Source organism: Gryllotalpicola koreensis, assembly GCF_039538185.1.
In the GTDB taxonomy this organism is placed as follows: Bacteria; Actinomycetota; Actinomycetes; order Actinomycetales; family Microbacteriaceae; genus Gryllotalpicola; species Gryllotalpicola koreensis.
Genome location: NZ_BAABBW010000001.1, coordinates 991,312 through 1,010,568, shown reverse-complemented (window position 1 = coordinate 1,010,568; position 19,257 = coordinate 991,312). Strand labels below are relative to the sequence as shown.

The 19,257-nt window shown below is 68.4% G+C and carries 24 protein-coding genes; 6 read left to right on the top strand and 18 right to left on the bottom strand.

Annotated elements, in window-relative coordinates; all coding sequences use genetic code 11:
- Nucleotides 1–157: 157 nt before the first annotated feature.
- The 12 genes from ABD708_RS04885 to ABD708_RS04830 all read right to left on the bottom strand — a co-directional run bounded on the left by ABD708_RS04885 (nt 158) and on the right by ABD708_RS04830 (nt 9,806).
- Complete coding sequence (locus tag ABD708_RS04885) at nt 158–358, bottom strand: hypothetical protein (RefSeq protein ID WP_344752158.1); 201 nt, start codon at nt 356–358, stop codon at nt 158–160.
- A gap of 254 nt (nt 359–612) precedes the next feature.
- Nucleotides 613–810, bottom strand: coding sequence for a hypothetical protein (locus ABD708_RS04880; RefSeq protein WP_344752157.1), 198 nt, complete (start codon nt 808–810; stop codon nt 613–615).
- 481 nt (nt 811–1,291) lie between these two features.
- Complete coding sequence (gene ccsB / locus ABD708_RS04875) at nt 1,292–2,317, bottom strand: c-type cytochrome biogenesis protein CcsB (protein ID WP_344752156.1); 1,026 nt, start codon at nt 2,315–2,317, stop codon at nt 1,292–1,294.
- Between the two features lie 9 nt (nt 2,318–2,326).
- On the bottom strand, nt 2,327–4,036 hold the full coding sequence (resB, locus tag ABD708_RS04870) for a cytochrome c biogenesis protein ResB (protein ID WP_344752155.1): 1,710 nt from the start codon (nt 4,034–4,036) through the stop codon (nt 2,327–2,329).
- 1 nt (nt 4,037) lies between these two features.
- On the bottom strand, nt 4,038–4,796 hold the full coding sequence (locus tag ABD708_RS04865; RefSeq protein ID WP_344752154.1) for a cytochrome c biogenesis CcdA family protein: 759 nt from the start codon (nt 4,794–4,796) through the stop codon (nt 4,038–4,040).
- Nucleotides 4,793–5,398, bottom strand: a complete 606-nt coding sequence (locus ABD708_RS04860; protein WP_344752153.1) for a TlpA family protein disulfide reductase — start codon at nt 5,396–5,398, stop codon at nt 4,793–4,795. The genes ABD708_RS04865 and ABD708_RS04860 overlap by 4 nt, the downstream gene beginning before the upstream one ends.
- Entirely contained in the window at nt 5,398–6,051 is a 654-nt protein-coding gene (locus ABD708_RS04855; protein WP_344752152.1) for a histidine phosphatase family protein, read from the bottom strand. The genes ABD708_RS04860 and ABD708_RS04855 overlap by 1 nt, the downstream gene beginning before the upstream one ends.
- Nucleotides 6,052–6,238: 187 nt before the next feature.
- The gene (locus ABD708_RS04850; RefSeq protein WP_344752151.1) at nt 6,239–6,772 is read right to left on the bottom strand and encodes a hypothetical protein; all 534 of its coding nucleotides are present in this window, start codon (nt 6,770–6,772) and stop codon (nt 6,239–6,241) included.
- 4 nt (nt 6,773–6,776) lie between these two features.
- Nucleotides 6,777–7,475: a hypothetical protein gene (locus ABD708_RS04845; protein WP_344752150.1), complete on the bottom strand. Its 699-nt coding sequence runs from the start codon at nt 7,473–7,475 to the stop codon at nt 6,777–6,779.
- Nucleotides 7,472–8,071, bottom strand: a complete 600-nt coding sequence (locus ABD708_RS04840; RefSeq protein ID WP_344752149.1) for a hypothetical protein — start codon at nt 8,069–8,071, stop codon at nt 7,472–7,474. The genes ABD708_RS04845 and ABD708_RS04840 overlap by 4 nt, the downstream gene beginning before the upstream one ends.
- The gene (locus ABD708_RS04835) at nt 8,071–9,510 is read right to left on the bottom strand and encodes a hypothetical protein (protein WP_344752148.1); all 1,440 of its coding nucleotides are present in this window, start codon (nt 9,508–9,510) and stop codon (nt 8,071–8,073) included. The genes ABD708_RS04840 and ABD708_RS04835 overlap by 1 nt, the downstream gene beginning before the upstream one ends.
- Nucleotides 9,510–9,806: a type VII secretion target gene (locus tag ABD708_RS04830; RefSeq protein ID WP_344752147.1), complete on the bottom strand. Its 297-nt coding sequence runs from the start codon at nt 9,804–9,806 to the stop codon at nt 9,510–9,512. Before ABD708_RS04830 ends, ABD708_RS04835 begins: the two co-directional genes overlap by 1 nt.
- A 91-nt stretch (nt 9,807–9,897) precedes the next feature.
- Here ABD708_RS04830 and aspS point away from each other — a divergent pair, with 91 nt between their 5' ends.
- Nucleotides 9,898–11,247, top strand: a complete 1,350-nt coding sequence (aspS, locus tag ABD708_RS04825; protein WP_344752146.1) for an aspartate--tRNA(Asn) ligase — start codon at nt 9,898–9,900, stop codon at nt 11,245–11,247.
- A gap of 329 nt (nt 11,248–11,576) precedes the next feature.
- Here the strand turns inward: aspS and ABD708_RS04820 are convergent, their stop codons facing one another.
- The 4 genes from ABD708_RS04820 to ABD708_RS04805 all read right to left on the bottom strand — a co-directional run bounded on the left by ABD708_RS04820 (nt 11,577) and on the right by ABD708_RS04805 (nt 12,853).
- Complete coding sequence (locus ABD708_RS04820; protein ID WP_344752145.1) at nt 11,577–11,885, bottom strand: Dabb family protein; 309 nt, start codon at nt 11,883–11,885, stop codon at nt 11,577–11,579.
- Nucleotides 11,882–12,145 (bottom strand): glutaredoxin family protein, encoded by a 264-nt coding sequence (locus tag ABD708_RS04815; RefSeq protein WP_344752144.1) that lies wholly within the window; start codon nt 12,143–12,145, stop codon nt 11,882–11,884. The genes ABD708_RS04820 and ABD708_RS04815 overlap by 4 nt, the downstream gene beginning before the upstream one ends.
- A gap of 76 nt (nt 12,146–12,221) precedes the next feature.
- Complete coding sequence (locus ABD708_RS04810; protein WP_003792170.1) at nt 12,222–12,320, bottom strand: 30S ribosomal protein bS22; 99 nt, start codon at nt 12,318–12,320, stop codon at nt 12,222–12,224.
- A gap of 89 nt (nt 12,321–12,409) precedes the next feature.
- Nucleotides 12,410–12,853, bottom strand: coding sequence for an ArsR/SmtB family transcription factor (locus ABD708_RS04805; protein ID WP_344752143.1), 444 nt, complete (start codon nt 12,851–12,853; stop codon nt 12,410–12,412).
- A gap of 61 nt (nt 12,854–12,914) precedes the next feature.
- Here ABD708_RS04805 and ABD708_RS04800 point away from each other — a divergent pair, with 61 nt between their 5' ends.
- Complete coding sequence (locus ABD708_RS04800; protein ID WP_425553238.1) at nt 12,915–14,351, top strand: TrkH family potassium uptake protein; 1,437 nt, start codon at nt 12,915–12,917, stop codon at nt 14,349–14,351.
- Nucleotides 14,344–15,015, top strand: coding sequence for a potassium channel family protein (locus ABD708_RS04795; RefSeq protein WP_344752141.1), 672 nt, complete (start codon nt 14,344–14,346; stop codon nt 15,013–15,015). The genes ABD708_RS04800 and ABD708_RS04795 overlap by 8 nt, the downstream gene beginning before the upstream one ends.
- A 135-nt stretch (nt 15,016–15,150) precedes the next feature.
- Here ABD708_RS04795 and proC read toward each other — a convergent pair whose 3' ends face one another.
- Nucleotides 15,151–16,002 carry a pyrroline-5-carboxylate reductase gene (proC, locus tag ABD708_RS04790; protein WP_344752140.1) on the bottom strand — a complete coding sequence of 284 codons (852 nt, stop codon included), beginning with the start codon at nt 16,000–16,002 and terminating at the stop codon, nt 15,151–15,153.
- A gap of 97 nt (nt 16,003–16,099) precedes the next feature.
- Between proC and ABD708_RS04785 the strand changes: the two genes are divergently transcribed.
- Entirely contained in the window at nt 16,100–17,080 is a 981-nt protein-coding gene (locus tag ABD708_RS04785; RefSeq protein ID WP_344752139.1) for a cation diffusion facilitator family transporter, read from the top strand.
- Nucleotide 17,081: 1 nt separating this feature from the next.
- Here ABD708_RS04785 and tadA read toward each other — a convergent pair whose 3' ends face one another.
- A complete protein-coding gene (gene tadA, locus ABD708_RS04780) occupies nt 17,082–17,573 on the bottom strand; it encodes a tRNA adenosine(34) deaminase TadA (RefSeq protein ID WP_344752138.1) in 492 nt (163 codons plus the stop codon).
- Nucleotides 17,574–17,614: 41 nt separating this feature from the next.
- On the opposite strand from tadA, the gene upp reads away from it, so the two are divergent.
- Both upp and ABD708_RS04770 read left to right on the top strand, forming a co-directional pair.
- A complete protein-coding gene (gene upp, locus ABD708_RS04775) occupies nt 17,615–18,250 on the top strand; it encodes a uracil phosphoribosyltransferase (RefSeq protein WP_344752137.1) in 636 nt (211 codons plus the stop codon).
- A 308-nt stretch (nt 18,251–18,558) separates the two neighbouring features.
- Nucleotides 18,559–19,236 carry a winged helix-turn-helix domain-containing protein gene (locus ABD708_RS04770; protein WP_344752136.1) on the top strand — a complete coding sequence of 226 codons (678 nt, stop codon included), beginning with the start codon at nt 18,559–18,561 and terminating at the stop codon, nt 19,234–19,236.
- Nucleotides 19,237–19,257: the final 21 nt, after the last annotated feature.

Below are 19,257 nucleotides of genomic sequence, written 5' to 3'. Positions count from 1 at the left end.
GTCAGATGGGCATTAGCGTGAGTCACGAAGACCTCCGTGAAGCGATGAGAGTGTGGTAACCCACATCGTTCCGGAGGTCTTCGCTACCTCAGCCCACGTTCACAACGTGCCGAGGAACTACACCTAGCCGGGCTCGCGTAGTTCAGACCACGAGGTCTCAGAGGCGTCCGTAGTCGCGCAGGGCCGTGATCGAATCGCCTTCGAGCAGGAGGCCGCGTCGTGCCGAGCGGAATGCGGCGACGATTTCTCGTGCATCTGCAGACGACATCCCCATCAGGGCACGTTCAGGCACTGAATCGTCGATCTGCTCGCCGGCCACAGCGGTCCTCCCGTCGGTCTCCGAATCGAACGAATTCATTTGAACACCGTCAATCCTCCACAGCGACCACGATGTCGTACAGACCGTAGTGACGCACCCCTTCTCTTCGGCGATTCGGTCGGGCTCTACCGGCGCAAGGCCGGGTGAGCGGTGGGGACGCTCCGGAGCCCGCAGCCACGGCTCCGGGCGCTCTCGGCAGAAGCCGATCGGGCGCGCACCAGTTCGGCGCGCTATCCTAAAGACGCAAGCCCGGAAGCCGTCCCTCTAGGACGTTTGGCCGGGCTTGCGTGTTTCTACACCGCGTGGTCGAGGACGATCATCGGTCGAACTCGAGCTTCCCATGCTGCGCCGCGCTGCAGGCACCACGCGATCGCATCGCTGGCCCAGAGCAGTGGCTCGTCGGCTGCATGCAAGTGGGTGACCTCCAAACCCCTCGACTCACTGGCCGCGACTGCCAGGTCGAGTTGTCGGTACGGCTCGTCGGTTTCCATGACAACTCGTTGAGCTCTTGTTCGCAATGCGATCTGCAAGAGGAATCCCAGACTTTCCGCGCGAGCCCGTCGAGGATCCCGAGACCTGGAATGGATCGCGACTGCGAGGACGTGATGTTCACGTAGTGCTGATACGACGTCAACGCGGCGCGCATTCGTGAGCTTCTTGAAGTGAAGGCGTCGCTCACCAGAGCGCACTCTGCCTCGCAATGACCTCCGAGTCGTCGCTAGGTTCGCCGCCTCAATCCAGACGCCGACCAGAGTGAAGCCGTTGGCTTTGGTCTCATCGATGAAGACGTGCGCACCAATCGGCAACTCCCTATGGCTGGCTACCTCCATTCGGCAAGGCAATCAGAATCCCGCGACGGGTGCCGGCGATAGTCCACAAGTATTGGGTGGCTTGGCACGCCGACCGATTCTGTTCTCGCACCGACGTGCCGCGAAGCCGACGTCAGCCTCGCCCCGCGACAGCCGAACGACGCTAGCTCGTCAGCCCCGAGTACGAGTGCAGGCCGTGGAAGAACACGTTCACGATGCCGAAGTTGAACATCACCGCAGCGAAACCGACGATCGACAGCCACGCCGAGCGCGAGCCGCGCCAGCCGCGCGTCGCCCGCGCGTGGATGTATCCGGCGTAGATCACCCAGATGATGAAGGTCCACACCTCTTTGGTGTCCCAGCCCCAGTAGCGGCCCCAGGCCTTCTCGGCCCAGATGGCGCCGGCGATGAGCGTGAACGTCCAGCAGATGAAGCCGATGATGTTGACGCGGTAGCTGAGGTTCTCGAGCGTGAGCGCGTTCGGCAGCGTCTTGAGGAACGGCGCCACCGGCGGCAGCGACAGCGCCTCACGGCGCTCGCGCCAGTTCTGCGCCAGCTGCGCAGCGGACAGGGCGAAGCCGAGTGCGAAGAACGCGGTGCCGAGGATCGCCACCATGATGTGGATGACCAGCCAGTACGACTGCAGCGCAGGCGGCAGCGGCACGACCGGCACGTAGTAGCGCACCTGGGCGATCATCAGCAGCACGCAGACGAGGCCCATGATGAAGGTGCCGATCCAGCGGATGTCCCAGCGCAGGTTCGCGAGCAGGAAGATGCCGACGATGACGAGCGTGCCCGTCAGCGAGAACTCCCACATGTTGGCCCACGGCACGCGCTGAGCAGCGATGCCGCGGGTCACATCAGAGAGCAGGTGGATGCCCCAGGCGACGGTCGTCACGGTCATCGCCGCCCGCAGCATCCGGGAGGTCTTCGGCGCCTCCGGCGCACCAGCCGACGCCGCGGTGGCGGTCCGCGTCAGCGTGGCTGTCCGCCCGCCGCCAGCGCCACCGGCGGCCGACGAGGCGGCGGCTTCGGCCCGGCGTTCCACCGCACTGCGCACCTCGGCGGGCGCGGCGCCCTGCGAGCTGCGCTTCGCCAGGTCGAGCACGAACAGCGCCGTCGCGACGACGTACATTCCCATGACCACGTAGATCGCGATCTCGGAGATGGTGGAGAGGGTCTCGGTCACGTCAGTACGCTACGCCTTCGAGTTGTTGAGTTCGCCGACAGATTCGGCCGGGACCAGCACGGCGGAGTGAGCGGATGCCAGCGCCGCGACCGCCTCGTCGAGACGCGGGTCCTCACCGCGGGCGAGGCCCGCGTACTCCAGCGTCACGGCACCTGAGGCATCCGTCTTCGCCTTCACCCACATGCGCCGCCGCGGCACGAACAGCGAGGTGAGCAGCCCGCCGAGGATCAGGATCGCGAACACGAGCACCCACCCCTGCGTCGGGTCGTGGTGGATGTCGAGCGACGCGAAGCGCTGCACCCCGTCGAAGGTGACAGAGCCCATGCCGCCCGGCAGCTTCACGGTCTGGCCGACGCCGAGATCGAGCGCCGCCGTCTTCGACGCGGGGCCGGCGATCTGGGTGAGCCCCTTCGGGTCGAGCGCGTAGACCGACTGGGGAACGCCCTTGTCGAGCCCGAGGTTGCCCTTGTAGATCGTGAGGCTAATGCGCGGGTTGTCGAGGTCGGGGAACGTCGAGGCGGGCATCTGCCCCTTCGGCGTCGAGGCCGGCGCGGTCGGGAGCAGCAGCGCCATGATGCCGAGCTGGTCCGACAGCCCGTCGGTGACCTTGATGACACCCTGCGAGGTCATGTTCGAATCGGTGAACGTCGGGAACGGCACGGTCTGCGTCGACACGACCTTGCCCGACGGGTCGCGGAAGGTCAGCGTCGGCGCGTAGCCGTTGCCGAGCAGGTAGACACTCGTGCCGTCGATGCGCAGCGGGTGGTTCACCTTGATGTGAGTCTTGAAGGTGCTGCCGTCCTTGCGGGTGGCGGTGACGCTCGCGTCATAGTCGAGCGGCAGGCCGCGCGAGTCGGCGGACTCGGCCTCGTCGTACTTCACCTCGAGCTTGTTGAGCTGCACCGAGTAGGGCGGCAGCTTGTCGCCGTCGACGAAGCGGCCCGGGTTGAACGAGTCGAGGTTGACGCTGGTGTCGACGAAGGTCTGGCCGACGGTGACGACGCGCTGCGCCGTCCAGCCGAAGCCGCCGCCGATGCCGACGACCACGAGCACGCCGAGCAGCGCGATGTGGAAGACGAGGTTGCCGGTCTCGCGCAGGTAGCCCCGCTCGGCCGACACCGAGGTCTCGCGCGGCCCGTCGAAGACGACGGTGCGGTAACCCTGCGACTTCAGCAGCTTCTGGGCGGAGGCGATGGCAGCCCCGGCATCCGTGCCCTCAGGCGCTGCCGCGCTGCGGAAGCCGGCCATACGCGTGAGCCGGAACGGCGTCTTGGGCGGCTTCGACATCATCGCCTCGGCGTGATGCTTCACGCGCGGGATGATGCAGCCGACGAGCGACACGAACAGCAGCAGGTAGATCGCCGAGAACCACACCGACGAATAGGTGTCAAACACCTGCAGCTTGTCGAGGATCGGGTAGAGCGTCGGGTGGTCGAGCTTGTACTGTGTGACGCCGTTCGGGTCGCTCAGGTGCTGCGGCACGAGCGAGCCGGGCACGGCGGCGAGCGCGAGCAGCAGCAGCAGGAACAGCGCGGTGCGCATGCTGGTGAGCTGGCGCCAGAACCAGCGCGCCCAGCCGATCGGCCCCAGTTTGACGGAGCCGACGGATGCCCCGCCGCCGCCCTCTTCGAGGGTGTCGATGTGGTCGCTCGGCAGCAGGTCGCCCTCGGCGGTGCGGTCGAATTGCGAGGTGCGCGTGGGCTGCGATTCGGATTCCACCTCAGACTGCGGTCTCAAAAGAGGGGATCACCCCCTGCAGCTGCAGCATCCAGTCGTTCCAGAGGCCGACGACCATGAGCACGCCGATGACGATCAGCAGCGCGCCGCCGATGATGTTGACGATGCGAATATGCCGCTTGAGGAATGTGACTGCCGAGGAGGCCCAGCCGAGGCCGAGCGCGATCAAGAGGAACGGGATTCCGAGGCCGAGGGCGTAGCAGAGCGCGAGGAACGCCCCCTGCCAGGGCGAGCCGCCGGAGAATCCGATGTTGTCGATCGCGGCGATGGTCGGGCCGGTGCAGGGGCTCCAGCCGATCGCGAAGGCGATGCCGAGCAGGGGCGCCCCGGTGAGGCCCGAGCGCGACCGCCACGCGGGCTTGACGATGTTCTGCAGGAACGAGAATTGGCCGATGAACACGAGCCCGAGCAGGATCACGATGACGCCGCCGATGCGGGTGATCAGCTCGCGATACGCGTTGAGCCACAGCCCGAGCGTTCCGAAGATGAAGCCGCCGACGACGAAGACCGCGGCGAAGCCGAGAATGAAGAGCAGCACGCCGAGGGCGAGTCGGCGCTGGCCGCGGCGATCGCCGGGCGCCGCAGTCGAGCGGCCGTCGGTGAAGCCGCCGATGTAGGCGAGGTAGCCGGGCACGAGGGGCAGGATGCACGGCGACGCGAACGAGACGAGCCCCGCCAGCAGCGCGATCGGCACCGCGACCGCCAGCTGCCCGCTGCTCACGAGCTCGCCGAACGGGTTCACGATGAAGCCTCGGCCAGAACGGAATCGATCAGCGTCTCCACCGTCGACGGCTGGGCGGTGACCGGCCCTTCGATGCGCGCCGCGACCCGGCCTTTCCGGTCGAGGATCACCGTGGTCGGCGTCGAGTTCGGCCGGTAGACGCCGCTGAACGCAAGCTGCGCCTTGCCCCTGTCCGCGTCGAGGATCGAGGGGTAGGTGACCCCGAAGGTCTTGTCGAACGACACGGCGCTCGGCTGGTCGTCGCGGGTGTTGATGCCGATGAAGTCGACGCCCTGCGGCTCGTACTTCGCGGCGATCTTCTGCAGCTCCTTCGCCTCGAGCCGGCAGGGCGGGCACTGCGCGTACCAGAAGTTCACGACGATCACGTCGCCGCGGTGGGCGGACGACGAGAAGGTGCTGCCCTCCGTCGTCTTCCCCGAGAACGTCACCGGATCCTTGCGGTCGGCCGGCTTGACCTCGGTCACGCCGGTCCCCGAGATGTAGCCCTTGTTGTCGCCGTTCTGATATTGCGACTGCAGGGCCGTCGCGGTGCAGCCCGACAGCACGGTCGCGGCGACGACCGCGGAGAGAACGGATGCCAGCACTCGGCGCCTCGCGGACATCACACCGCCCCGACGTCGACGGCGCTGCCCGACAGCTCGCCGGCAGGGTCGCTGTAGCCGACCTCGTGGATGACCCCGCCCGCGTTCTGCTCGAAGCTCGTGATGCTCGACAGGGCGCAGCGCCGCTGCCGCGGGTCGTGCCACAGCCGCTCACCGGCGAGCGACAGGTGCGTCACCCAGATCGGCAGCTGGTGGCTCACCATGATCACGTCGCCGGGCTCGCTCTCGGAGAGGGGAGGCAGCGCGAAGGCATCCGTCATCGCCGCGGTCATGCGCGCGACGATCGAGCGGTATGCCTCGCCCCACGACGGCCGCATGGGGTTCACGAGCCACGGCCAGTTGACGGGGTTCTTCACCGCCTTCTCCATCACGCTGCCCTCGAAGTGGTTGCGCGGCTCGATGATGCGCGGCTCGGTGCGGATGTCGAGCTCGAAGCGCGCAGAAATGGGAGCGGCGGATTCCTGTGCCCGGATGAGCGGTGAGGCGATCAGCGCCGCGACGGGCCGGCCGCGGGCGGCCAGGTCGTCGGCCGCGGTCTGCGCCATGCGGCGGCCGAGCTGCGACAGGTGGAACTCGGGAAGTCGGCCGTAGAGCACATGGTCGGGGTTGTACACCTCGCCATGGCGCACGAGATGCACCTGCCGATTAGCCACGGCGCAAGTCTACGGAGGCCGTTCCCTTGAATCCCCTGGGTCCGGTGCTGAGCGGCGACGGCCCGGTGGGCCGTTGCGCGCCGGACCCCGAGCGAGCTGTGCTCGCGAGGCGCGCTGAACGGCGACGACCCAGTGGGCCGTTGCGCGCCGGACCCCGAGCGAGCTGCGCTCGCGAGGCTCGTAACTCCTAGGCCCGCCCGCCCGCCGACCAGAAGTCGACGAAGTCCCCCAGCTGACGGAAGAACCCGGACTTCTGCTCAGTCAGCGCCGCGCGGCCGAACAGCACATCGAGCTCCTCCGCGGGCGCGGGGGCGCCCGACGGCGTCGCGTGCAGCTCGTGGTGCAGCCCCGGAGTGCGCAGCACCCAGCTGCCGTCCGCGCGCTGCTCCCGCGGCGGCGCGCCGACGGGTGTCGGCTCATCGACGGCGGCGTAGCTGAAGTCGATCACGCTGGGATCGCCGTAGGGTGGCTGGTACAGGACGGCCCGGGTCACGCCCTCCGGAATCGTCGTGCCGATGCGCTCGACCGCCGCTGTCGCCACCGCGCGGTGCGGCGCGACATCGGGATCGAGCTTCTCCCACCCGGCGACCTCGCGCTCGGCCCATTCGCGCCCGCGCGGACCGCTGCCCAAGCCCACGGCCAGCTCCTTCGACATGTTGACGTTGACCCAGTTGCGGACCGCCAGCGGCAGGACGATCTTCACGCGGTAATTCGCAGCCACGCGGTCAGCTTAGGGATTCCACAGGCGTGGATGCCTCAGGCCGCACCTCGGATTCCACGAGAAGCTCGGGGCGCCATGTCATCGCCTGGGCCATCGCGTCGTTCAATGCGGCGAAGGCGTCGACGAGCGGGTCGAGCTCGGGGTCGTACGGACCGGAGATGGTCGACGTCATCGTGAAGGTCGCGCCGTGCCCGCCCGGGATCTGCCAGTAGTAGCTGATCGTGCGCAGCGGCCCGACACCGGGGCCGTCTTCCCCGTCCGGCGATGCCGCCGCCTCTGGCCGATCGGGCACCTCGACCTGGCGCAGGGCTCGCCCGGCATCCGTATCGACCAGCTCGCCACCGAGCTCGACGCCCAGGCCCTTCAGGATGTCCTCGTCGCTGAGCCCCGGCGGGACCTTCTCGTCGGGCTCGCCGATCGCGGTCACCGCGGCGATCGACAGCGGCTCGCCCCAGTAGTTGCCGAGCGGGAAGATCACCTCGAGAGCACCGGAGTCCGCGAACTCGAGCACCGCGTCGAGGACCACCTGACGCAGGCGCCGCATCTCGCGACCGTACTTGTCGCGCGGCAGTCCTCTGTACTGCTCCGTGATCAGCGCGTCGACGGCTGCCTCCGTGCCTTCACCGAGCGGAATGACCTGCCACAGCGGCGGAAGGATGAACTGCGAGACGAAGCCGTCCTTGATGGAGTTCTTCTCGCTCATCGCTCTTCGCTTCCCTGCTCGCCGGCGACTGCGATCGACCGCATCAGACGGTCGACGACCGGCACGGCCCGTTCGAACTGCACGAAGTTGTAGAGATTGAGCAGCCCGACGACGTCGACGCCGTGGCCGCGCAGCACCCAGCGCGCCGTCCCGCCGATGTCATGGTTGTCGCCACCCGTGTCCTGATAGACGACGCCGCGCGCGCCCTCCACGAAGTTGGGCGACTCGAACTCCTCGACGTTCGGCGTGCGCACGGCGCCGTCGATGCCGTCACCCGCGAGCGACGCCACCGAGATGCTCTCCTCGGAGTCCCAGCAGATGACGCTCACGTAATAGAGGTACCCCAGCGGGTCGGCGAGGTTGATCAGGCGCAGTTCGTTCTCGTCCGTCGAGGTGGCGATGCTGAGCAGCGCCTCACGCAGGCGCACGCGATCGTTCGCCGTCCAGTCGTTCTCGGTGGCGGCATCGACCACGGCGTCCGCCCACTGCCCGAGGTCGGCGTAGTTGCCGCGCGGCAGCGCGTCCGGCACGGGCACCCAGATGTTCCAGTCGGCGTCGAAGACCAGCCGCGCACGCGACGTCTCGAGGTCCGTCATCAGAAAGCCGCCTGCATCACGAACATGTTGGGGTGGCTCGCGATGAACTTCCCGAGATCCTTGCCGTAGTTGCCGAGGTCCTTGCCGACGTTGTTGACGAGGTCGGCATGGTGGTCGTACTGCTTGTACGCCTTGGCCGCATAGCCCTCGATCTTGGCGACGTTGTTCATGACCGTGACGGCCTTGGGCACGGCGCCGTCGGCGTTGAGCACGGCCAGGTTCTTGAAGTTCTCGATGCCCTTCGCGCCCATGATCTTGTAGACCCCGGCGAAAGCGTTCTCCTCGGAGAGAGCGGTCTTGCCGAAGTTCCCCGCCACCTTGCCGAGGCCGGGGACCTTCCCGGCAAACTTCGGGATCTTGGCGACGCCGAACTCGAGCAGGTCCTTCCCGACGCTCTTCGAGAACAGACCCTTCGCGGCGGACTTCAGCGCATCGCCGCCGGTCATCCTCAGGTCGTTCGCGATGCTGGCGAAGCGCGCACCCTCCTGCGTGCCCACCTGCCCGACCTGGGCGACCTCGCGGGCACCGGCGGCCGCACCCTTCATGACGCTGCCGGCAACCGCGCCGACGCCCAGCGTGAGCACCGTGAAGCAGTCGATGCCGAAGTCGAGCCACGACATCTCGCCCGTGAGCGCGAGACCCAGACCGACGAGCGCCGTCGCCGCGGCGAACCCGAGCGCGAACGGCGCGAGCACCGGGAAGAACATCGAGGCGATCGACAGCGCGGTCGTGATGATCGAGAGGATCTTATGGAGCGCTTTGAAGAACGCCGCGTGCTTCTTGATGAAGTCCCCGACGGCGTGGACGACGTGGCCGACCGCGTTCTTCAGCTTGTCCCAGCGGCTGTCCTTGAGCCCGTCGTCGTTGATCGCGTGGGCGATCTGGTCGTGCGCCGTCTGAGCGGCGGTGTTGAGGTTGCGGACGGCGTTCAGGTACCGCTCCCGCGCGTCGTTCATCGCCTGCTGGTGACCGTCCGCCGCGTTCTGCAGTCGCGTCGACTTGTCCTGCGCGTCCTGCTTCGTCGCGTCGTCGTCGCCCGCGGCCTTGGCCTCGTCGTCCGCCGCACTCGCCTTCGCGTTCGCCGCGTCGCGCGCGCCCTTCGCGTCGTAGAAGTCCTTCATGGCGGCCTTGGCCTCGTGTTGCGCCCTCTCGAGCTGGCCGGCGTACGCCGTCAGCGCCGTCCCCGCCGCGTCATAGCGGGTGTGCAGCTTCTCGACCTTGTCGCCGACATCGCCGGCGACGTCGACGAGCTTGTCGACCGCCTGGCTGACGTGGTTGCCGTTGTCCTTCGCCATGCGGCGAATGCTGTCTGCGGCGTTCAGCACCTGCTGGGCCATGTGGGAGTACTTGTTCCCCGCCGCGCGCACCGTGCCGGGCTCGCCCGGCAGCTCCTGCGGCTCGAGCAGCTCCTCGAACTTCGCGAACCAGCCGCCGGCCATCAGTGCTTCCCCTTCGCTGTCACAGCGTCGCCGAGCTTCTGATCGGTCTGCTCGAAGCCGTCGGCGACCGAGTCGGCCGCGCTCGCGACCTTGTCCACATCGCCCTGGATCTTCCCCCTGTGGATCGACCAGTTGTGCGCGAAGTCGTGGATGACATCACCGAGGCTGTCGGACCCGACCGCCGAGCGCAGCGCATCCGCATAATCGTCTGCGTGATCGAGCTGGTCCTTGATGACACGCATCGCATGCGCAAGCTGTCGCACATTGTGCGTGTCGACTTTGAGTTGATCGCTCACTGGCCCCCCTGGTGACTCGAAACAGACAGTAGCGGTCGGCCTCGGTCCAGAGGAATGGTGAGGACTCCCCACCCCGGTACGATTGACCCCCGTGACGCAACGCACCCTCATCAAGGACCTTTCCGCTCTTCCCGACGGTCCCGTCACCGTCGCCGGCTGGGTCGAGACCGTGCGCGATCAGAAGAAGGTGCAGTTCGTCGTGCTGCGCGACGAGTCCGGCGCACTGCAACTCGTGAACCCCGCGACGCGGGAGATCGACGAGACGGATGCCTCGGCCGAGGCATCCGTAGCACTCGCGCTCACCGAGTCGATCTCGGGTCTGTCCCTCGGCACCTTCATCGAGGTCACCGGGGAGCTCAAGCACGACGAGCGTGTCAAGCTCGGCGGTCTCGAGGTGAAGGTCGGCACCCTCGCTGTCGCAGGCACCAGCGTGCCCGAGGCGCCGATCGCCGCCGACTCGAGCCTCGACAAGCGCCTCGACTACCGCTGGCTCGACCTGCGCCAGCCGAAGAACGCGCTCATCTTCCGCATCTCGACCACGCTCGAACACGCGTGGCGCACCTGGTGGGTCGAGAACGGATTCGTCGAGATCCACACCCCAAAGCTGATGGAATCCCCGTCCGAGTCGCGCGCCGAGCTGTTCCAGCTCGACTACTTCGACCTCGGCACCGCGTACCTCGCGCAGAGCCCGCAGCACTTCAAGCAGATGGCGCAGGCCGCCGGCTTCGGCAAGGTCTTCGAGATCTCGCCCGTCTTCCGCGCCGACCCCTCGTTCACCTCGCGGCACGCGACCGAGTTCATGTCGGTCGACGCCGAGATCTCGTGGATCGACTCGCATGAAGACGTCATGGCGATGCAGGAGCAGCTGCTCGTCGCCGGCTTCGCCGCGGTGAAGGCAAAGCACGGGGATGAGATCCGCGAGCTGTTCGGCATCGAGGTCGAGGTTCCATCGATTCCGTTCCCGCGCATCCCGCTCGCCGAGGTGCACACGATCCTCAAGGAGGCGCGCGGCTACACCGTGCCCCGCGAGGACGGCGACCTCGACCCAGAGGGCGAGCGCCAGATCAGCGCCTATGTGAAGGGCGAGTTCGGCCACGACTTCGTGTTCGTCACGGACTACCCCGCGAACATCCGCCCGTACTACCACATGCGCAACCCTGAGACTGGGCTGACCAAGTCGTACGACCTGATCTACAACGGCACCGAGATCACGACGGGCGCGCAGCGCGAGCACCGCATCGACGAGCTGCTCGCCAACGCGCAGGACAAGGGCCTCGACCCCGCCGGCATCGGCGAGTACCTCGAGTTCTTCAAGTACGGAATCCCACCGCACGGCGGCTTCGGCATGGGCCTTGCCCGCGTGCTGATGCTGCTGCTCGGCGAGAGTTCCATCCGCGAGACGACCTTGCTGTTCCGCGGCCCGACCCGCCTCGCGCCGTAGCTGCCCGGCGTCGCCCCCGAGCTGCCCCGAGGGGTGCGTTCCGGTCCCCTCAGCGCAATCGAGGCGACCCGAACTGCACCCTCGGGTGAGTTCAGCGAACGCTGCGGACAGCGAGCTGATGGCGGAGTACTGCCAGGACCCCGAGATCGCACGTTTCGTACCGATCCCCCAGCCCTAAACCCAGGAAAGCGCTCGATTCTTCGTCGAGAGCCTCGTACCCGACTGCTGGGAAACGAGCGCAGCGATACAGCTGCCTCGAGACGCGCGAAAACGGGCTTCTGACCGACCAGAAGCCCATCGCGGCGCGTCTCGACGCGGGCGCAACCCGCTCAGACCACGCCGTCGACCGCGAGGCGCGACTCGGGGTTGACGACCGTGCGGATCCAGGCGGCGGCGTCCTGGTGCACGGGGTGCACCTGGTACTCCTCGAGCCCGGCGGCGTCCGCGAAGTCGGCGACGACGGCGACCGAGTTCGTGGCGCGCTCGTCGACCTCGTCGATGATCACGGCGATCGACTGGATCGACGGCACCACGCCCTCGAGCGCGAGCAGCCGCGAGCGCACCCCCTCGGCATCCGCTCGACGCTGCGCCGCGTCGTCCGACTTGAGGGTCCACGCGACGATGTGGCGCAGGGTCATGCGAGCTCCTTGAGGGCTTTCTCGAAGCGCGCCGCATCGACGCGCCAGTAGGTGTGCATCTTCCCGTCGATGAGCACGACGGGGATCTCCTCACCGTAGCGAGTCTGCAGTGCTGGGTCGGCGAGGATGTCGAGTTCATCGACGGCGACATCGAGGTGATCGGATGCCTGAACCCGACCGACCACGTCATCGACGATGTCCCGTGCGTCGTCGCACAGGTGGCAGCCGGGCTTCGTGTAGAGCGTGACGGTGTGGGGCACGAGTTCAGCCTAGGCATCCGTTAACAGAAGAAGCGCCAGGGCGAATGCCCTGACGCTCATGCTGGCAGGTCGAGACCTACTTCTTGTTGCGACGCTGGTGGCGCGTCTTGCGAAGAAGCTTGCGGTGCTTCTTCTTCGCCATGCGCTTGCGGCGCTTCTTGATGACAGAACCCACGGAAACCTCACAAAGATCGGGGATGCCGCACGTCGAGCGCGACACAAACAGCCATCTTACCAGCCGCTCCCGCGGCCTCCGAACGGCCCCTACCGCTTGACGCGCGACGCCAGTGCGGCCGCCCGAGCGGCGGCTCCCGCAGCGACCTTGCCGACCGAGGCGGCGAACTCCTTCTGCGAGTCGGAGAGCCCGGTCGCCCCGAAGCCGACCGACGACGCGGCGCCGACGGCCGCGGCATCCGCCACATCCGGCTCGTCGACCGTGCCGAGGAACGGCAGCAGCCATTCGTCGACCTCTTCGAGGGGCGAGGAGTCGAGGTGGTAGTAGCGGTGCTGCCCCTCTTCGCGCACCGAGACCAGCCCGGCGTCGCGCAACACCTTCAGGTGCTTCGAGACGGTCGGCTGCGAGAGCTCGAGCGCCTGCACGATCTGCGACACCGCGACCTCGCCGCTTCCCGACGCCTGGGATTCGAGCAGCACCTGCAGAATCTCCCGCCTGGTCGAGTCGGCAACGATGTCAAAGATGTCGGCCATAGGGGCAAGAGTAGCCAGTTGCGGGCGGCCACGGCAGGATGGGGCGCGTGGAGATCGGGGGATGTCGGTGACCGCTCTCACGGCGAGGGGAGGCCGGCGCGGCATCCGCGAGTCCTTCTCCGACTTCGCCGCGGCCAGCCCGAGCCGCTTCGCGCTGCTCGTCTTCGCCGCCCTCGTGCTCGTGTGGACCGGGCTGCTCGCGCTCCCCGCCTCGAGCGCCGCCGGCACCGCGACCGGCTTCGCCGACGCGCTCTTCACCGCCGTCTCGGTCGTCTGCGTCACGGGCCTGTCGACCGTGGACATGACGACGCACTGGTCGGGCTTCGGCGAGGTCGTCATCTACGTCGGCGTGCAGATCGGCGGCATCGGCGTGCTCACCCTCGCGAGTACGCTCGGGCTCATCATCAGCCGCCACCTGGGCCTGCGCGCCCGGCTGATCGCGGCGGGCGACACCAATCCGCTGCGCGCCCATCGGGGGCCGGTCGCCGAGGGCCAGGCGGTGCGCCTCGGTGACGTCGCCGGGCTGCTGCGCGCGATCGCGATCAGCGTGGTGGTGATCGAGGCGGCCTGCGCCGCGATCCTCTTCCCGCTGCTGCTGCGGCACGGGTTCAGCGTCGGCGAGGCCGCGCGCGATGCCGTCTATTACTCGGCGATGGCGTTCACGAACACCGGATTCTCCCCCAACAACAACGGCCTGTTCCCCTTCGCGCACGACTACGCGTTCCTCACGACGATCGCGGTGACGGTCATGCTGGGAGCGATCGGATTCCCCGTCATCTATGCCCTCGCCCGCGTCATCCGGCGGCCGGCGCAGCGCCGCCGCATCGTCTCGCTGCACGTCAAGCTCACGGTGGTCACCTACCTCCTGCTGTTCGTCATCGGCGGCGGCGCGTACTGGCTGCTCGAGCACGGCAATGCGCAGACCTTCGGCAGGCTGGGCGCGGGCGACGGCGTCTTCCAGAGCTTCTTCCTCTCGGCGATGGCCCGCTCGGGCGGGTTCTCGACCTTCGACGTGTCCCAGCTGCACAACTCGAGCCTGCTCGTGACCGACATGCTGATGTTCATCGGCGGCGGCTCGGCGTCCACCGGCGGCGGCATCAAGGTGACCACGCTCGCCGTGCTCTTCCTCGCGGCCGTCGCCGAGGCGAAGGGCGTCCAGAGCATGGAGGCGTTCCGACGCCGCATCCCGGGCGATGTGCTGCGCGTGGCCGTGTCGGTCGTGCTGTGGGGGGCGACGATCGTCGCTCTGGCATCCGTCAGCGTCCTCGCGATCACGCGGGACTCGCTCGACCACGTGCTCTTCGACGTGATCAGCGCATTCGCGACCTGCGGGCTGTCCACGGGTCTGACCATGGGCGCCCCTGACCCGGCCGTCTACATCCTCGCCGCCACCATGTTCTTCGGGCGCATCGGCACGATCACGCTCGCCGCCGCCCTCGCACAGAGCCAGCAACGCCGGCTCTTCGCCTTCCCGGAAGAGAGGCCCATCGTTGGCTAGTCCCCTTCGTCACGACACCCCCGTGCTGCTCGTCGGGCTCGGTCGCTTCGGCTCGGCCGCCGCCGCAGAGCTCGACCGCCTCGGCCGCGAGGTCCTCGCGGTCGACGAGGACGCCGCGCTCGTGCAGGAATGGGCGGATCAGGTCACGCACACCGTGCAGGCGGATGCCACGCAACTCGACGCCCTGCGCCAGCTCGGCGCGGAAGAGTTCCAGATCGCCATCGTCGCGGTGGGGTCGCAGATCGAGGCATCCGTTCTCATCACCGCGAATCTCGTCGAGCTCGGCATCGCGCAGATCTGGGCGAAGGCGGTCTCGCGCTCGCACGGGCGGATCCTCGAGCGCATCGGCGCGAACCACGTGATCTATCCGGAGGCCGAGGCGGGCGAGCGCATCGCACGGCTCGTGAGCGGGCGGCTGCTCGACTTCATCCAGTTCGACGACGACTTCGTGCTGGTGAAGATGCACGCGCCCCGCGCGATCTGGGGCAAGACGCTCACCGAGTCGGGCGTGCGCACCGTGCATAAGGTCACGGTCGTCGGCATCAAGCGGCCGGGGAGCCCGTTCACGTATGCCACGGAGGAGACCGTCGCGCACGAGGGCGACGTGATCGTCGTCTCGGGCCGTGACGCCGACGTGCAGAAGTTCGCCGCGCTGGACGACTGAGTTCATTGTCGCGCCGGACGCGATCGCCGCGTCGCTATGGCTGGGTCCGCCAGGCACGCTCACTTGCGCCACTGCGATCCGCCTTGCGCGCCTCGGATCCGAGTAGCGCAAAGCGGAAGCTAGTAGCGCACGCGGTCAATTGCCCGCGGCGAGCTCTTTTGCGCGGGCGAGGGCGGCGTCGGTCGCCGCGTCGAAGAGCGCCGACAGGCCTGCGCCCTGCAGCACCTCGATCGCCTTCTCGGTCGTGCCCTTCGGGCTCGTGACGCGGCGGCGCAGCTCGGCGGGGTCCTCCCCCGTCGCGGCCAGCAGCTCGGACGCCCCGAGGAAGGTCTGCTCGACCAGCAGCTTCGCCTGCTCCGGGGTGAACCCCTTGGCGACCGCGGTCTTCACGAACTCCTCGATCAGCAGGAACACGTACGCGGGGCCAGAGCCCGAGATGGTCGACAGCGCGTCGAGCTGCGACTCCGGCACCTCGACGACCGCGCCGACCGTCTCGAACAGCTCGCGCACGAGCGCGACGTCGGCGGCGGTCGCGCGCGACCCGGCGCTCACCCCCGTCACACCGCGTCCGACCTGGGCGGGCGTGTTCGGCATGGTGCGGACGACGACGACGGATGCCGGCACCACGGCCTCCATCGTCGCGACGGTCACGCCCGCCGCGACGCTCACGACGATCGCCCCCGGCTCGAGCCCGTCGGCGACCTCGGCGAGCACCTCGGGCACGAGGTGCGGCTTGACGGCCAGCACGACGAGCTTCGCCCCGCGGACGGCCTCGCGGTTGGCATCCGCCCTCTCCTCGGTCGCGTACGCCGTGATGCCCGCCTGCCCTGCGAAGCTCGCCGCCTTCTGCGCCGTGCGAGACGTGACGCGGATGCCGCCGGTGACGCTCACCGCGGGCGAGAGCAGCCCGTTCAGGATCGCCCCGGCCATCGAGCCCGCCCCGAGGAAGGCGATGGTGGGCAGAGTCGTGGGCCGGGCATCCGTCATGCCCCCACCCTATTTGCGCCCCGCGCCGACGTCTGCGCCCGCGGGCGCGGCCGCAGACGTCGGCCGCGGGCGCACAAGCGCCTCATAGGATTGCCGCATGACAGATGCCCCCGCCGAGCACGCCCCCGCGTCGCACGGCGAATCGCACGGCGGCGCCGCGATCTACGCCGCACTCGGCGCGAACGTCGGCATCGCGATCGTGAAGTTCCTCGCGTTCCTGTTCTCGGGCTCGAGCTCGCTGCTCGCGGAATCCGTGCACTCCCTCGCCGACTCGGGCAACCAGCTGCTGCTGCTCATCGGCGGTCGCCGCGCCAAGCGCAGCGCCGACCGCGAGCACCCCTTCGGCTACGGCCGCGAGCGCTATGTGTACGCCTTCGTCGTCGCGATCATCCTGTTCTCGGTCGGCGGCGTGTTCTCGATCTACGAGGGCGTGCACAAGCTGCAGGAGGCGGACCACTACGTGCGCCCGCACCTGTGGTGGCTGCCGCTGGCGGTGCTCCTCATCTCGATCGTGCTCGAGGGCTTCTCGCTGCGCACCGGCCTCGCCGAGTCGCGCCCGCACAAGGGCTCGGGCACGTGGGTGCAGTTCATCCGGCGGGCGAAGAACCCCGAGCTGCCGGCGGTGCTGCTCGAGGACATCGCGGCGCTCACGGGCCTCGTGCTCGCCCTGATCGGCGTCGGGCTCGCGCTGATCACGGGCAACGGATTCTTCGACGCCGCCGGCTCGATCGCCATCGGCGTGCTGCTCGTCTGCGTCGCCATCGTGCTCGGCATGGAGGTCAAGAGCCTGCTCGTCGGCGAGGGAGCCACCGAGGCCGATCTGCAGGCGATCGAGGCGGCGATTCTGGCGGGGCCCGAGACCGACCGCATCATCCACCTGCGCACCCTCTATCTCGGACCCGACGAGCTGCTCGTCGCAGCCAAGATCGCGATGCCCGGTGAGCGGACGGTGACGGATGCCGCAGCCGCGACCGACCTCGTCGAAGAGCGCATCCGCTCCGCGGTCCCGCTCGCACGCCTGATCTACCTCGAGCCAGACGTCTTCCGCACCGAGGCTCTTCCTCCGGCGGTCGAGTAGCTCAGCGGGGGAGGCTGCGTCTGTCTTCGAAACGCCTGTCTTCGAAAAAGGCACTGAGCAGCGCCGCGGATTCCTCGGCCCGCACCCCCGCATAGACCTCGGCGCTCTGCGGCAGCCGGCGGTCGCGCAGCAGGTCGTACACGGAGCCGGCCGCGCCGGCCTTCTCGTCCCATGCGCCGAACACGACCGTCGGCACCCGGGCCGACAGGATCGCCCCGGCGCACATCGCGCACGGCTCCAAGGTGACGACGAGCGTGGCATCCGTCAGCTGCCAATCGCCGGTGGCGACGGATGCCTGGCGCAGCGCCTCGACCTCCGCGTGCGCCGTCGGGTCCTGGCGTGCCTCGCGTGCGTTCCTGCCCCGCCCGAGCACCGTGCCGTCGGCCCCGAGCACGACCGCCCCGACCGGCACGTCGCCCGTGTCGAGCGCGGCGCGCGCCTCGGCGAGCGCGAGCTCCATCCACGCGTCGTACTGCGGCGGAACGGCGAGCATCGGCGGCCTTTCGGCAGGGGACTTTTCGATAGCCTGAGCCTATGCGAGTGCACGTTGCAGACCACCCGCTCATCACCCACAAGCTGACGGTGCTGCGCGATCGGGAGACCCCCAGCCCGCAGTTCCGCTCGCTGGTCGCTGAGCTCATCACCCTGCTGAGCTATGAGGCGACCCGGGAAGTCCGCGTCGAGCCGATCACGGTGCAGACGCCGGTGGCCCCGTACAACGGGCTCGCGCTCTCGAAGCCCGTTCCCCTCGTCGTGCCGATTCTGCGCGCGGGCCTCGGCATGCTCGACGGCATGATGGCCGTGCTGCCGAACGCCGAGGTCGGCTTCCTCGGCATGGCGCGTAACGAGGAGACGCTCGAGCCGACGACCTATGCCGAGCGCCTGCCCGAGGACCTCTCCGGCCGGCAGTGCTTCGTGCTCGACCCCATGCTCGCGACCGGCGGCTCGCTCGGCGCGGCGCTGGAGTTCCTCTTCAAGCGCGGGGCGTCCGACGTCACGGCGATCTGCATCCTCGGCGCGCCAGAGGGCCTCGCGAGGCTCGAGAAGGAGACCGAGGGGCGCGATGTGCGTCTCGTCCTGGGCGCGCTCGACGAGCGGCTCAATGAGGTCGGCTACATCGTGCCGGGCCTCGGAGACGCGGGCGATCGCCTCTACGGCCTGGCCGAATAAGGCATCCGCTTCAACCCATTCATAAATGTCATGTTTGACATAACGTGGCGTTTTCTGTTTTGCTTTGTGACATGACTGACACCGTGAGCCTTCGTTCCGCCCTTGAGGTGAGCGAGACCACCGGCATGATGATGGCCGGTCGCGGCGTCATGATGTGTCGAATGTGTGCGTAACCCGCAGATCTTCGCCACCGGTGCCTGACGGCACCCCGTCTGCCTCATCGACGAGGCGCACCCCCCCTCTGGGCCGTTCACTCGCGCGAATCCGCGCCGGCCCGTCGCGACATCATCACAAAGGTTCTGATTCCGATGACTTTCACCCTTCCTGAGTCCGCTCTGACGTCTTCCACCACGTCCGCTCCCGCGGCACGCATCGCCCCCGCCGGCACGGCCCGTGGCTTCGCCCTCTACGTCGGCTTCGACGAGGCCAAGGCCGCCGCCGCCGGCACCGACCTCGGCACCATCGTCGCCGCCCTCAAGAAGGTGCTCGGCGAGGTCGCCCCCGGCGCCGAGTCGTTCGCCTCTGTCGCCCTCGCCCCTGAGGGCGCGGGCGGCCGTGATGTCGACGTGGTGCGCCTCGCGCTGCGCGACCCGGCCGCCGTCGCGAAGCAGCGCCCGGCCGGCAGCCGCACCGACGACAACGCCGACAAGACCGGCGTCACGATCGACGTCACCCGCCGCCACCTGCTGCTCGACGGCGACCGCGTCTCGCTCACCTTCAAGGAGTTCGAGCTGCTGCAGTACCTCGTGCTGCGCGAGGGGCGCACCATCGAGCGCACCGAGCTCATCACCTCGCTGTGGTCGAACGCCACCGACGAGGAGATCCCGAACGAGCGCACCATCGACGTGCACGTGCGCCGGCTGCGCGCGAAGCTCGGCCGCTACGAGGACATCGTGCGCACCGTGCGCGGCGTCGGCTACCGCTTCGACCGGCACGCCGACGTCGTGATCCGGCAGTCGCACGCGCCGAGCCCCGACCGCTTCTGAACCCGGCGCCGCGAACGCGCC